The sequence below is a fragment of the Bacillus sp. FSL K6-6540 genome (assembly GCF_038007545.1).
The window spans coordinates 3,692,295-3,707,611 of sequence record NZ_JBBOXH010000001.1; the positions used below are offsets into that span (position 1 = coordinate 3,692,295).

Sequence of the window (15,317 nt, forward strand, 5' to 3'; positions counted from 1 at the left end):
TCGACCTGATCTCCGATCCTGCTTGAACTGGCGGTGTTGAGTAATTGAGCCTTAAACTCAGCGTCTTCGACGGTGTTAAAGACATAATCCCCCGGATAAAATATAACAGTTATTAAAACCATAACACGCTCAAGCGGCACCCAAAGGGTGCCATTTTCTTTTTAATGTCCTTTTGTATCGCCTATTACATAATTACGTACGTATTTCTCGTAAAGACCTTACCTTGGAAATGGACTGCATCTCTTATCCTTTGTACAGTGAAATATGACAGGAGATGGTAGTTCGTCTATGGGGAAAAATCTAATTTCATCAACTTCTCCTTCTTCATTTAAAATTGTAAAACTTATACCGATAATACAAAAAAGCCGCTATTATAGCGACTTTCTATGGGATCCTGTTCTTGTCCCTCGACACCGTTAGCTTAATTATTTGGGAGTGCTCTGAGCTATGGCATATGCGGTAAAGTTCTCCCCGATCTGCAAGCCGTATTGATGCCCTTCAACTTAAACGTCTGACAATTAGATAAACACCAGCTGCTTATTTCATGTCCTGCCAGCTTTTAAAATCGTGAACGGCAAAGCCGGCATAGCTTGCGTAGCGAGCCAATTGATTATGGGCAGTTTGAAGCTCCTTTTCCATCACTTCATTGCTCATGGAATAGAATGAGACCCGCGGACCCTCTGTGCTTTTGACCGTTTCTACAGCAACAACAACTTTCTTCTTCAGAGTGGATGCTTCTCTCAGCATGGCCTGCGCATTTCCCACAATTCCATTGCTGCCTAATGCATGATTCCGATAATTCATTATGACGAGGCAATCGAACTTCTCGAGCATCCATGCGCTCATACTGTAATCCTTCCCCGGAACATTAATCGTATTCAGCCAATACGGAACATCGATAGCAATTTTCAAGCCGCTCCCTCTGGTTTCTTTCTCGATCAGTCTCAAATTGTCCATCCAGCTTTCAATAATCGCCTTGTTGTCCTTTGTCCATTCGCTTAGCGCATAAGGTTCAATATCGAAATGCAGTCCTGTAAAACTTGCTTCCGGGCCAACAAAGGAATTATAGGTTTTAACCCACGTGATGAATTTTCGAATATCCTCCTGCTTAGACTTATAGACCCATTCGGGACGCCCCTCAAGTGCTTCCACTTGAATTCCTTCGCTTTTGGCTTTTCGTATAAAACCTTCATATATCGCTGGATCGATATCTCTATTCACCTGAAGGTAAATAGATGTCACACCCTTCATTTTTGCGAAGCTTATAATTTTCTCTTGATCCTGTTTGATGATGTGACTGTCCCATATCCATGTTCCTTTCGGAACATTGGCCACGGAGGTCATAATGCTCACCAGATTGCGCGTGGGCTGCCACTCCACATTAGCATGCAGGGCTTCACTTATAAAACGCAACGGAACCATCGTGCGGCCGTTTTTGAGCACTGCCGACCCTTCAAAGTCTACTCTTTTACCGTTCACCAGTGCATGATGATCGCCAATCACCAAAATAACAGTGTCACGGTTAAGCGAGATCGTGATTTGTTTTAATTTTGAGTCCCATTTCGTAGCAGCTCCAAGCTTGTCGGATAAAAAAGCAAGTGGAACCATCGTAAGGTTGGATCTCTGATCGACATATGGGTGCTCATCCGGGAATTGTACATCACGCCCATCCACGGATACTTGGACTTCAGAAGCGTAAATAGCGGGGGTAAACGCAGCTAAACTTAGCATGATAGCTAACGTGCATACTAGCAATTTTCTCATGGGTGATTTCCTATCTTTTTGAATTTGTTCTTTTTCTTACTGTGCACGCATTGTCACATAATGAGATTATAAGGTATGTAATAATTGGTAACAAGATCAACAGGCTCGATCGATTTGCAGAATTTGAAATAAAGGATGGCTTATACATAAATCTCGCTTATCGTAATTGATAAATTTTCCCAGGCCCAAAGGCGTAAGCCCGCCCCATTACCAACGAAATACTAAGGGCTACAACTGGGAAAGAGAATAACTTTTATTATTCACTACTATTACCTCAAAGAGTAGTGTGAATGCCAATATAAATGATACTTTAAAATCACCGTGATCCCAAAGCTTCATGCTCGGAAAGGTACCTGAGGGCCGCACTCCCGGATGGTCCGTCTTACGAACGTTCGCAGCTTCAAGCAGACTCCTACCTTCGGCAAGCGCTCCATAAACACGCTGTCCCCATTCCCCACGGTAAATGTGATTGGCGACACGGTTACTGGGTAGACGGATCAGCTTGGGACACATCGGCACATGTTCTTGTCCTTTTCTTTTTTATCCATGAAAAAATCCCCTTCATTCGTTAGGCAAGATTAAGTCCATCTTAACAGATGTCTTTTTTCTCTTGTCTACTGAAAGGGGATTTTTCCCAAAAAAGTGATCAATGTCTGGCAAATTGTATAAATTGAGCTCCACTGCTTAATCATATCCGGTTTCGATAAAGTTTTTTGAAAATGTCTGAGACAGCTCAAAAAACAAAAAGCTTCGTCAAAAGCCGAAGCCTTTTGACGGAAACTCACCGTGTCTAAGGCAAATACGTTCCTCTGAGCATCTACGCAGGTCATTTGCCCATGCGGAAAGTATCGGCGTAAGTTCGGAAAATCTCATCGGGATATACTGGATATAGACAGACGACCATACCTCGACATTAGTAAGCCTGACTCTACTGTATCCGAAAAAGAAGACTCTATGCCAAGCCTATCTGTGCCAAAACCGTTTTATCGTTGGTCAGGCAGACGTAATGCATTTGCTGAAGTTTGCGCTTGATCTAAAAATTCCTCTGCTTGGGTCAATTGCTGCCGGGCCCTCTCCAAAGCTTGTGAATTTCAATCTTCGGATCCGGCACCTCTTTGACCACGACATTTTTAATCCCTTGATAGGTTACCGCCTTCATGCTTTATGTCCTCCAATATGTTCATCTGGGGTCCGATCAAACATCCCTTTACGCGACGTATCATCCGGGAACAAATTCATCTGTCCGATCATCACTGTATTTTTCGCTGAAAGCTGGTCGAGTTGGTACTGTTCGTTCAGTTCGTAAGGATGGAACCATTTTTTGCGAATCATGAGCTCCGTGATTTCTTGGTGCATTGCAATCCCCTGCTTAAGATGATTGTGCAGCAGGGCTCTTACATCCGGTGAAGCCGCCTTATAGATTCGTGCTATGGAGACAAGCAATTGGATAAACAATCCTTGTACCATCGGTTTACTTAAAAAGATTTTCATGCGCAGTTCTTCAAAAATGTTATCGAATATGCTTTTTATGAGACCATTTTCGTCCTTCTCCACCCGATTAAAACCGATTTTGTAATATTCCACTTCCAAGCTTCTCATCTGCTCGAGATTAAAGCCAAGGTAATACAACCTAAACGGCAAGCCTCCAGCGGCAGCTCCCTGATGACTTTCGCCTGGTTTCGTTATAAAAAGATCTCCCTGACTAACCGTGTAGTAAGATCCGTCTATCGTAAACCACCCTTGCCCACTTTCCACATAACACAGTTCAAAATGTTCATGATGGTGACCGGGCACATGCCATGTTTCGTATAAAACGACTCCGATATAAGATAAATTTTCAAATTCGGTCTCGTAAGGAAGCTCAAAACGAATTTCTTTGTCTGATTCAAGCAAACGTGAATCCTTTGGTGTGTTATATTTGGTGGAACGTTTCTTCTCCATCTGGCCACCTCCTTTCTTCAAGAATATACTTAAGATTCAAGTACAACAAGGATTTTCAAGACTCCAAAGCGAATGGTCGTTACACCTTGAGCCCGGTCAATACTACCCCATCGATAAGAGTCATAGGCGAGTAACGCAGGCCGATTCCATCCATCAGACTTCTTATTTGTCCGGTCTTCTCTCCACACCCTTGGCATATTAATCATACTCACCAGTTTCTGCGCGGCAGCCACTTTTCAGGACCATTCCAACTGGTCGTCCGTAGGCTTCCGGGCGATGGGATCACTGAGAGAATCGCCGCTGATCCTAAACATTTCATGCACTTCCTCCAACTTATTTGGGGTGGCTTAAACTGATTGTTCCCAGCAGCTCTGTGATAATGTGCGACAACGATATCAAAAAACACGTATAATACAAAATCATGTTTAGAATAACAAGCTGATTAGATAGTCATCATATCGGTAATCGGACCAATTTCATGTCCATTACGGTAATAGGTACAAGTTCTTGTCCTCGACTCGGGACAAGAACTTGTACCTATAAAACAAAGGAAGTCGCTAAATAAGCGACTTCCTTTGGGACCTTGATCTTGTCTCTCGACAGAACTTGATAACATTCTCCCACCCATACAATACTTGAGAGAGATCTCGAATGGTAACAATTAACCCCCGTCTGGCATTTCATGTTAAACGTCCTCTTTTGTCGGTGGAAACAATGAAGATTTAGGCGGAGTTTCAATACTTCCGACAGCGTTTTACGTTCAGGAGTCAAAACGATCGAGTTTCCAAAAAAGCTAGGTACCTTTAATGCAATTCCGTCTATACCCGATTATGATTCCCCGAATCGCTTAGCGGCTCGTTCCCGGGCCCGAGCGATCTCGACCTCTCGATTGCGGGGTTCGGCTTGAGTCACCAGAGAATCCAGCAGTTGCCGTGCAACGACGGTAAACTCTTGCACCGCTTGGTTAAACGCCGCTTCGTTCGCTTTGGAAGGACGGTTAAACCCCGAGAGCTTCCTTGCGAATTGCAGCGCTGCAGCCTGAATTTCTTCATCCGTCGCAGGCGGGTCGAAATTGAATAAGGTCTTGATATTTCGGCACATGGCATTTTAAACCCCTTTCTTGAAATGAACGCACTTAGTTGTATCCAGCATAACATAGTTTGTTCATTCAAGTAGTTCTTCAACCTCTCATCCCTCCGTTTACGAAGTTTTATTCTGTATCGTCGAAGAAGCACACCCCGGGCGCGTTGCTGCGCTAATCGGAATGTGCTTAAATCAATTGTTCCCGCTTCTACTGTTGCTGCCCCTCGATTAATTGAAGAACGCGATACAAGAACGTCGCCGCTTCAGCCCTGCTGGTCGTACTCTTTGGCTTCATGTAGCCGTTAGAGCCCGTAACCAGCCCATACTCGAACATCGTTGCCACGCTGTCCGCAGCATATGGCGCAATCTGGCTCGCATCACGGAAGCCCTCAAGCGCCCCACCGGATGCGGACGGCTTTATTGCCCCCGTCGTTTGCAGCGCTCGGGTCAGCATAACCATAGCATCCTGGCGGCTGATTGAATCACGAGGAGCGAAGTTAACTTCGTTCACTCCCGAAGCGATTCCCAATTGCTTGGCGATGGACACCGCATCGTAGTAATAATCATTCGGCTTCACATCGGCGAACGTCGAGGCGATTTCGGCACGGAGGTCAAGCATGTTCACCAGCATCAAGATAAAATCAGCTCGCGTTACCTGATTTGCGGGGCTGAACGTACCTTTTTCGATCGAGGTGCCTTTGACGATGCCTCTTTCCGCCAGCTTCTCGATCGCCTCGCGCGCCCATTCATGCTTGCCAAGGTCGGTAAATGCAGCCGGTTTCTTGCCGCCGATAGCATAGACGCCGACATGGTCGATGGAGAATCGCAGCATATCCTTGTCTTTGTCATAAGACGCGCCATTAATTGCCGCCGCGCTGTCGCCCATCAACTCGAAAGCTTGCAGATCAGCAGCTTGCTCTCCCGCTTGAAGCGAATACGGAATGGCAATCGAAATCGGTGCCTTCGCATTTTTCCAAGACAGAGCTTCACCGTCCAGTTGCAATGCAACTTCTAGGATTGGCCTGTTGCCGATCCGCCCGGCCGCTTCGTTACTGCGATACTCGCCCGCATAATCGTTTACGATTACGAGCAGCTTTCCAGCATTCTCCTTGACTCCTGCCAGCATGTCACCAGTCAAAACAAGCTGAGCGTACGGCGTGGAGATATGCAGAATCAGATTAGACTGGTTTGTCAGATTAGCCGCCGGAAGCTCCAAAGCATAGCTCCCAGCCGCGTTCGACGACTTCAATTCAACATGAACATGTTTATTACCTTTGCTGTCGGCCACTGCCCTCTGAATGGCGGCATTCAGATCCGACGCCCCGACCGCAGCGGCAGCCTGCTGGCCGTTCATCGTCGGGACAAGCACGGCTTTAACTGAACCGTCCGCTTGTAAGGTATACGGATCTTGCGCCTGACCGCCTCCGCCGCTGCCTCCACTGCTGCCACCACCGCTGCCACCACCACTGCCTCCACCGCCGCCTCCATTGCCTCCACCACTCGTAGGCGCCTTGCGGTATTCGAAGGTTACCAGCTCGGGAATCGTCATGTCATCCGATTCAAGCTCGACCGTATACTTCCCTTGCTCTTCTCCGGTCAACGTAAAGGCGATGCGGAAGCTTCCGTCATCCTCAGTGCCCGTCTGACCGGTATATTGAATGTTGCCTTTTGGGTCAAGCACTTTCACATACAAATGTTCTTTCTTGCCGTTCATGACCAGACCGTCAATCGTGACTTTCTTCGTGGAAGCGTCAACAGCGGCTTGTATGCCGTCCAACGTCTTTAGTTCTTGCTGCGGAGCAAGATCGTACACGCCGAATTCATAGAAGGAATAACCGTAAAACGTTGCCCGATTCAATCCCTCGAACTTGATGTATCTTGCCGTCGTTACCGGGAATACCAGGGTGTTCTTGCCGTCGGCAGCTTTAACCACGCCATTGTTGCCGACTTTCAAGGGCTCCCACGTTTGCTTATCATTAGAGACGCTCAGGCGGTATTGGTCCGCGCGCGCATATTCCCAATCGATGCGGATCGTATCGAATGTTTGCTGGCTGTCCAGATCAACCTGGAACCAAGCCGTATCGCGCACTTCGCTTGCCCAACGCGTGGCCGGGGCGCCGTCCAACGCCTTCGCAGGCTCCAGACCTGCGGTTTCCGTCGAGGATGCCTCTGCTTCTTTATCTTGTGCGATGCTGCCAGCCTCGTAATACACGCCTTCCTTCAGCGCCGTATAAGCGCCTTCCGTTACAAACTCAAGGCCTTTAGCTTCTTCCAGCTTCGCATTGAATGCCAGCAAATAGTCCCTGGCTTGTTCAGGGTCGCTCTCTTGCGTACGCTCCATCATGATCAAGGCGTTGCGCATAGCGCGTACCGTATCGGCATTGCTAAGCTGCTTGTTGTCCGCGTACTTATCAACAAGCGCCAATAGGCCTTCAGCGCCTAAACGAGCTTCTATTACGAATTTAACCGTCTTGGATTTGGCAGCCGCCACGGTCAGCTCCAGCACATGTTTGCCCGGCTTACCCGTCAGATCTACAACAGTTCCTTCCGTATAAGGCTTGCCGTCATACTTGGCCGTAACTTTAACGATCCCGCTCCCGTCATCTCCCGGAATGGTCCAGGTGAATGCGGCCTGTGTCGTATCAGGCACGATCGTATGCTCCGAGATCGGCTGCCCGTTCATGAGCGCTACAACATCAGGCGGAGCAGCGTCTTGCTTCTGATAAGTGCCTTTAGCGAATTGGTATAGCCAATCGTAAAGCACGCGGGTAGCAGGGTCTGTGCTTTTCGCCGCGTTGTATACAGCGTTGTTGCCTTGATAGTAAGCTTTATATCCATGCTGCATCAGACCGGTATCCACGCCGCTGTTCAAGTACTCGATGAACCGCTCGCGGAAGACGGCGTCGTTGATCATCCGGTCGTCGAATTCCAGCTCCAGCGACATGCCGTACCGCTTCGCCATATCCGCTGTATCCTCCAGACGCGAAGGGTCCAAGCTCTCGAAGAAATAGTTCGGCTGCAGAGATACGGCATCAATGCCGACATCCTTCCACATGAATGCCTTATAGGCCATAAAATGAGGAATCCAGAACAGCTTCAGGCCTGCGTTATGAACGATGTCGCTCGCTCTCTTGACCATCTCCGGCCCGGTCGTATGCGTGCTGATTTGTTCCTCCAGCCAATACATGCCGACGAGCTCCAGGTTCGAGTAGCCCGCAGCCGTCCATCTGGCTTGCACTTCATCGACCCACCACTGAATCGCTTTGGCCCTGTTATCCAGCGATGCGGCATCGCCGACCGCACCTACATCGAAGTTCAGATCCTCGCCGTCAATGCTGCCGAAGTCGGACTGATACTCGCCCGGTTCTGGAATCATCAGAACAACTTTCGTCTTATGGTTGGGCTCGCCAAGCTTCACGCCTGCCTCGACCGTCGCCTCGTTCAACGCGCTCATATCGCCGCCAGCGTTAAACGTTTTATCCAAATACCATTCCCATTCCTGTTTTCTGGCTTTGCCGGCCGCTTCTGCCGCTCCGAAGCCTCTGCCGTTATCCGATGTCAAGCCCAGATACAGCACGCCGTCGAACAGCCAATCGACAGGCTCTCCCTGCTCGTTCACATAACTGATATTAGGGATAGCCCGTTCCTTCGTCCAATTTCCTGTGCCGTCCGCGTAGTGTCCGTTATACAGCAAGCCCAGGTTTTGAATCCCGCCAGTAGCATCTCCAGGCTGCAGGAGGGCGTAAGGCTCAGGCTGTACCGGCTGCGCTCCGGCGATCAAGCCATCCGCACCGGTAATCGTCACCTCGTCGATCATGCTCCATGCCCTCGGATGCATGGAGAACACTACTTTCACATACCGAGCGTATACGAGTCCTTCGGTATAATCGCCACGCTTGACCACTCCAGTTTCAGGGCTGCCGTCCCATGCAAATGTCTCGATGTTGGTCTGGTCTCCCCATAACAACTGAGTTGCATTATGAGACAATACGCCCCAGCTCACCCCATCGTCCGACGCGTAGAACGAAACGGTGAGCGGCACAAGCGTTTCGTTGTTCGGCCAATCGTGCAGGAAACGCGCGCTCACCTCCTGAACCGTCTTTTGCTCGCCTAGATCAAACACAACCGAACGGGATTTCTTGTTGCGGTGGCCTACCCAGTTGCCGCTGTCACGCGAGGGGTCGGCGGCATTGCCGTCCGTCAGCTTCGTCCCGTCATCCGGAAAAGCGCCTTCCGGCTGTTCCGACCATGTGTACGTTTTCCCTTGGGACAGATTATAAAAGCCGGCGCTTTCTCCGCCCGCCTCCTCCGCATACACGGAGGAGATTAACGATAACAGCATGACCGGAACAAGCAGCATAGCAGTCAAACTTCGTCTAGTTTTCACCTAATCTCACGCTCTCTTTCTATGCATAATTAGTTCTGCTCCTGTTCCTTCAACTCCCCAAGTGCATCAAGCATATTCAGAATAACGGTCACGGCTTCAGCTCTCGTCGCCGAGGCGGCCGGTGCGAAACGGTTGACCCCGCGACCGTTCATCACTCTCGCCTCCTGGGCTGCTGCCACGTACGGCTTCGCCCAAGCCGGGATTTGATCCGCGTCCGCGTAAGAGAGCTCATGCCCTTCCGCAGTCTTCAGACCCAAGCCGCGAACAATCATTGCTGCCAGTTCTGCTCGACTAATCGAAACCTTCGGTCGGAATGTCCCGTCCGCATAACCGCTGATCAGGCCGGATGCCAAGGCCTGCGCAATATAAGGCTTCGCCCAGGTTTGAATCGAACCTGCGTCCGCGAAGTCCAGCGAACTGTTCGCACCCTGCAGCTTCAACGCTTTGACCAGCATGACGACGAATTCGTCTCTGCTGACCGTCTTATTCGGCTTGAACGTCTTGTCGGTGTAGCCCGTTACGAATCCAAGCTCAACCGCCCGTTTGATGGACGCTTCTGCCCAATGGCTCGCAATATCGTTCAGCCGAACCGTTGTCGATCCGCCGGACTCCCCGCCGTTGCCGTTGCCGTTCTCGTTCCCGCTGCCGTTCTCATTGCCATTGCCTGGATCTTCACCTCCCGGATTCGAACCGCCGTTTTGGCCTTCTTCCGGATCAGGAGTTACTGGAGTCGGAACCCATCCTCCGCCGCCGGAGCCAGGCAGCGCTTTGATTTTGATCTTGAACGTTTTCTCCGCGGATGCAGCTCCCTTGCTGATCGTCGCGGTCAGCACGACCTCCATGTCGCCTGACCCGCTTGACGGACGTTTCAACAACTGTCCATTCGCATTCAGGTAGTCGGGTTTTGAGCTGCTCCAGACGATTCGCGTACCGAGCTGCCCTTTCTGGGGGAGGTAAAGGTTGGATGCGATACTTCCGTTTACATTAAGCACGATCAGATCCATTACGTCTTCGATGGTTAGACGATCACGCGCAACGCTCAGCCCTGCATACGCCTGTTCGGCCTCAGGACGAGACAGCTGGGCGGTTTGAATAGCCGCAGTCGCTTGCCCAATCGCTTGCTGAAGCTGTGCCCAGCCCTCAGGAGAGTAATGGTCCTCCACAAGCTTGTCGGCCTCGATAGCCGTCAACAGGTCGATGATCGGCCGTAGATTGCCGAGTTTATATTCCTCGCCGTACACTTCAAATTCCTCAAAGGAATAGCCGAACATAGTAGCTCTGGACACGCCTTCGAACTTCACGTATCTGGCTGGCGTGCTCTGGAAGGTAGTCACGACTCGTCCCGGCTTTCCGTTAATCTCCCCGTTGTTGTCTTCCACAACGTTCGTCCAGTTCTCCTTGTCCTCGGACACGAGAATGCGGTACTTCGAACCATATGCCGTTTGCCACAAAATAGATACAGCATCAATGTTCTTCACTTCACCTAGATCCACCATGAACCAGGTATCGTCCACCCAATCGCTGGACCATCTGGTATCCCCTCTGCCGTCCACCGCTTTATCCGCCGTGTAGGACGAGGATTCCGGCTGCGATGATTCAGCTTGCTTATGCAAAGCCAGATTTCCATGCAGGTCCAAGTAGGTGTTCCTTACGATGAGTTCGTCAATCAAGCCTTTAAAGGCATTCGTCTCGCTGCCGATTTTGGCTACCGGCAGAACGAATGTTTCCAACTTGGAGCCGTCTTTGAGAGTAGCCGTATATTCACTGCCGTTAATGAAGATGGAGGTCCCCGTGTCGTCGCCGATCATACTGACATGGGTCCAGCGATCGGTCGGCAGCTTATAATTGAATTCGCTGACGTAATTTTCTTTTGTGATGGCGATTTTGCCGCTGCCCCCAATGTTGTATTTCAGCTGTCCGTCCGGAGATTCCAGCAGCACAACTCCTTGCGGGTTGTCAGCGTCCGGTTTGATCCACATGGACATCGTCCAGCCGAAACCAAGCGTGCGAAGCGGCGTTTCCACGTAGCTGGCCCCGCCGTTTAGCCTCACGGCTTGCCCGAAGATTCCCTTCTCTGTGCCTGCATTCACCGCGTTGCCGTCAAAGCCGTTCCCCGAACGGTCCGTGAAGCCTTCGTCGAAGGTATAATCCAGCACGAGTTGCTGCTCATTGTCGATTTGAAGCTTGTGTGACTGATGAACACCCGGCGGGTCCACGTACCTTGCGGCATCCGCCTGGAAGCTTGCGAAGTTCCGATCGATGCGGTTGCCTCTCCACAGCTTTTCCGCCAGCACTTGCATGGAAGGCAAGATCCGCTGATGAGAGTCCGCCATGGATACGCCCTTCTCTACGGACACATCGTTCCAGAGCGCGAACATGCCGCCTTTGACCTGCGGATGCGCATAAGGAAGCTTCGTCTCCAGCCAATCGTTGGGCTCCCACTCGTTGTAAATAAAATCGTAATTCAAATAGCTGCGGTACAGCTGCGGAACGATGTAGAGCAAATTCGTATTGGTATTGATAATATCGTAGCCGAGCTCCACGGCCTGCTGAGCGCTTCCGTACGGCTCATACCAGATGTCCATCGTCGCATTGTTGCTGACCGGCGTCGTGCCGTCGTATGCTGACAGACTGCCCCATAGACGGGCGCGTTTGCCTTTGCTGTTAATGTGGTTAAGGAGCATATCCGCGTACCTGCGGAACGCCTCCTTGTCGTCGCCGAAATATTCATCCGTGCCGACGTGCACATCCGGGCCGACAAAGGTCGGATTGCTGCCATCGAGATACTCGTCAAACAGTGCTTTAATGAAGTCGAGCGTCTCTGGACGATGGATATCCAGTTGATTGTTGCTGCCCAATCGAGAATCGTAGGCGATGAACGCGCCGGAGTGGCCCGGCGTATCAATTTCCGGCACGACGTTTACGCCGTATTCCATCCCAAGCAGCTGCAGGTCTCTGAATTGCTGCTTCGTATAATAGCCGTCCTTGCTCGTCACTCCCGGAAATTTCTCGCTCTCCAGACGGAAGTAACCGACATCGCCGACATCATCGTTCAGGTGAATCTGGAACCGGTTCATTTTATAGTAGGACATCAGCTTGACATAGTCCTGCAAAAACTCGATCGTATAAAACTTGCGGCCCACATCGAGCATAAAGCCTCGATCTGGGTATTTCGGATAATCGCGCGATTGCCCCTTAGGCATCGCCTTATGATCGGCAGCGTGGCCGAGCAGCTGCAAGATCGTTCTCGTGCCGAACATGACACCCGTCTGCTCGGACGCAGCAACAGAAGCATACTCGCCGATATTCAGCTCATATCCCTCTTTCCCCAATCCCATATGCGCGGCATCCAGCATCAAATAGATATCTCCCTCTTGAGGAGAACCAACCTCAACGGTCAGTGACAACTTCGTTAAATCCAATAAGTCCTGCTGCAAAATGTCAGCCGTCCCCCGCAGAGCCGCTTCATCATCTGCGCGGATGACGATTTTGGATTTGTCCGACAAGCGGAACTCGCCGGTTGCGCCCAGCCACTCACGCAAAGAAGGAATGACGCGCGGCTCCGGGTTCCGATCGCTCGTCTGCTCGTAGAGACCGGGTACGGTGACTAGCGCATTATCCGTTAAGAGATATGTCGGATCGCTGTCGCTCTGGATTTGCAGCAGCAGCTGAACCTGAGTATCGACAAGCGGCGCATGAATATTGCCCTGCACGTCGATCACCGGCAAGCTGTCCGTGTTCACCAGCGTCAGCGTATAACCTTCCGGTACAGCGGGCAGATTCAGCAGGGTATCCCCTTCGGAGACGACGATGCTGTTTTTCACCGCGTCCATGATTGGCTGCAGTTGCGGTCTGCCTTTGTATACCTCGAATTCCCAGAAGGAGTATCCGTAATAAACGCCCTCAATAGGACGTCGCGTCTCCCCTTGAAACTTGACGTATTGCGCCACTGTCGGCTCGAAATCGATCGTATCTTCACCCGGCCCGGACGCGACGAGCACGCGGTTGTCCGCGAATACGTTCCGCCAGGATACCGCATCGTCGGATACGAGAATTTGATATTGCTCCGCCGGAGTCTGCCAGTTGATGATTACTCTTCCGATTTCTACAGGCTCACCCAGATCAACGTAAAACCACTGATCGTCCGTTCTGTCCGAAGACCAGCGGCTTGCATGTTCGGTGCCCCCATCGACCGCTTTCTCAGGTCCGAAAAAATCCACTTCGTTCGACGACGAATAAGCCGTCTTCCCTAGAGCCATATTCCCTGTTGCGGCATTGGACCTCTCCGAAGGGGTGGTCACCATTATGAAAGCGGTAACAAATATGACTAAAAAAATAACCCTCTGCCGTAAACCCACGAATATCCCTCCCTTTGTCATTTGCACGAATTACCACAAGCAACTCGCATGACCTTCCATGCTATTTGCTGCGGCAACTTCATTATAAGTAGAGGGCAATGAAGCATCGATATACATGTGTTTACCTTCCATATACAAATATGGACATTTGGCCTTCTACGATGAATCATGGCTATGGATGCCAGCATTTCGATCATATCTGGTGCCACTATCAAGGCGCTTTCCACTAATTTCGGACACAGTATTATTCGAATCTCGTTAAATAGAAGTGAATTTTCTTCATGTTATCGAATATCGAATCCTTCTATAGGTTCGGTCAGTTTGAAATATTCTTTTATATAATTCGGGTTATCAGAAGCATTTTGATGGTTGGGACTAAGTTCGTCCCCAGTAGTTATCCAGCAGCCCGTCGGACGACATAATAAGTCGGATTAGAATTGTGTCTCATCGCATATAGACAGCTTGATATGCACTTCAAATAGCTTTTTCTCCAAAATCAATTAACGGATTGTAAAGTCAGATGCGACAACTCCTCTGAAAGGGATTCGTGTTCCCAACTTTTACGATCCTCCTATAATGTCTTGCTGCGACCAAAATGGTTTCATCCGAAACATTTTCTTTATGCATCGCTACGCCTGCGAAATAGCGCGGTCTGCTTAACGCAACATAAGCCAGTTTTAATGTATCTTTCACAAGCGATTCTTCAATCAATTCAGACTGGTGAGTAATCCTGCCCGTTACCTTAATGAAATTGCACGGAAACATAGTTAGATGCTTATCTAATCGGTAATCGGCTCATGTTCTTGTCCTTTTCGGCAATCGGTACAAGTTCTTGTCCTCGACTCGGGACAAGAACTTGTACCGTAAAACAAAAAAAGCCGCTATAATAGCGACTCTCAATGGGACTATGTTCTTGTCCCCCGACAGTCTTATCAGACCATAGCAACCACCTTAGTTAAACGGATATTCAGCGCTTAATGTCACCCATCTTGGTAATCGCCGTTCCCCCACATATGACTTCTTCATAAATTATGATTAATTTTATTTCTGAGGAGATGTGAAGATGAAAAAAGGAAAGCAATCACTCAAGAAAGCACACCTTTCACAAACCACCGATCGTTTTCAGCATCGGATGTCTGGCAACACTTCCATTAATGAGGGACATCGACATCGCTTTCGCAATTTAACAGATCGCTTTATTCCTGGTATTGGCACACATCGACATTCGTTTAATGGGATTACTCAAATAGCTGACGGACATCGACATCGCTATTCGGGTATAACTGGAGCAGCAATCAATGGTCAAGGACCTCGTCACTTCCATCGGTTCCGTCAAATGACTCAATTCGCGGATGGTCATAGACATCTTATTTCTGGCAGAACGACTGTGCCGATTCGAGTAAGCGGTTCTACACTTCATCGTCACGGGATTATTATTGAAAACATTAAGCGCGTGTAATACGAATAAAGGTTCTATCTATGGATTATTTCCATGGGTTGAACCTTTATCTTTCTATTCTTGTTACGCTTCTAACGTCTCGATTCACAACCGCACCAACACAGCCACACATTTTTATACTCTTCGTTATCGCTATTCTCACTCTATACTTATTCGGGCTACAATGATAGTTCTTCACATAAGGGATGCATGGGTGATCTACGAAAAGGCCACCCTTTTCCATCCCCTTTTCTTTAATTAAATACTCCATAATTTCATAGACTGAAGAATTCTTAAGGCTTCGTACTCTACGCTCTTTTCGGCACCGAAAGTCATGATGTAGCTC

Annotated in this window: 5 protein-coding genes and 3 pseudogenes; 1 reads left to right on the forward strand and 7 read right to left on the reverse strand. The window is 49.5% G+C overall.

Annotation, left to right across the window (positions count from 1 at the left end; all coding sequences use genetic code 11):
• Window positions 1–537: 537 nt before the first annotated feature.
• From MHH82_RS16225 to MHH82_RS16255, 7 genes and pseudogenes are all read right to left on the reverse strand, one after another.
• Entirely contained in the window at window positions 538–1,764 is a 1,227-nt protein-coding gene (locus MHH82_RS16225; protein WP_015735418.1) for a copper amine oxidase N-terminal domain-containing protein, read from the reverse strand.
• A gap of 1,090 nt (window positions 1,765–2,854) precedes the next feature.
• Window positions 2,855–2,923, reverse strand: a pseudogene (locus tag MHH82_RS16230) (hypothetical protein); the annotation flags it as partial.
• Window positions 2,920–3,180: pseudogene (locus MHH82_RS16235) on the reverse strand (spore coat protein); the annotation flags it as partial. The pseudogenes MHH82_RS16230 and MHH82_RS16235, both read right to left, overlap by 4 nt.
• Window positions 3,181–3,318: 138 nt before the next feature.
• Window positions 3,319–3,705: pseudogene (locus MHH82_RS16240) on the reverse strand (AraC family ligand binding domain-containing protein); the annotation flags it as partial.
• 828 nt (window positions 3,706–4,533) lie between these two features.
• Entirely contained in the window at window positions 4,534–4,806 is a 273-nt protein-coding gene (locus MHH82_RS16245; protein WP_015735421.1) for a DUF2277 domain-containing protein, read from the reverse strand.
• A gap of 190 nt (window positions 4,807–4,996) precedes the next feature.
• Window positions 4,997–9,175 carry a DUF4855 domain-containing protein gene (locus MHH82_RS16250; protein ID WP_340966789.1) on the reverse strand — a complete coding sequence of 1,393 codons (4,179 nt, stop codon included), beginning with the start codon at window positions 9,173–9,175 and terminating at the stop codon, window positions 4,997–4,999.
• Between the two features lie 29 nt (window positions 9,176–9,204).
• Window positions 9,205–13,533: a discoidin domain-containing protein gene (locus tag MHH82_RS16255; protein ID WP_340966791.1), complete on the reverse strand. Its 4,329-nt coding sequence runs from the start codon at window positions 13,531–13,533 to the stop codon at window positions 9,205–9,207.
• A gap of 1,063 nt (window positions 13,534–14,596) precedes the next feature.
• On the opposite strand from MHH82_RS16255, the gene MHH82_RS16260 reads away from it, so the two are divergent.
• Window positions 14,597–14,992: a YmaF family protein gene (locus MHH82_RS16260; protein WP_081746258.1), complete on the forward strand. Its 396-nt coding sequence runs from the start codon at window positions 14,597–14,599 to the stop codon at window positions 14,990–14,992.
• The last annotated feature ends 325 nt before the right edge of the window (window positions 14,993–15,317 follow it).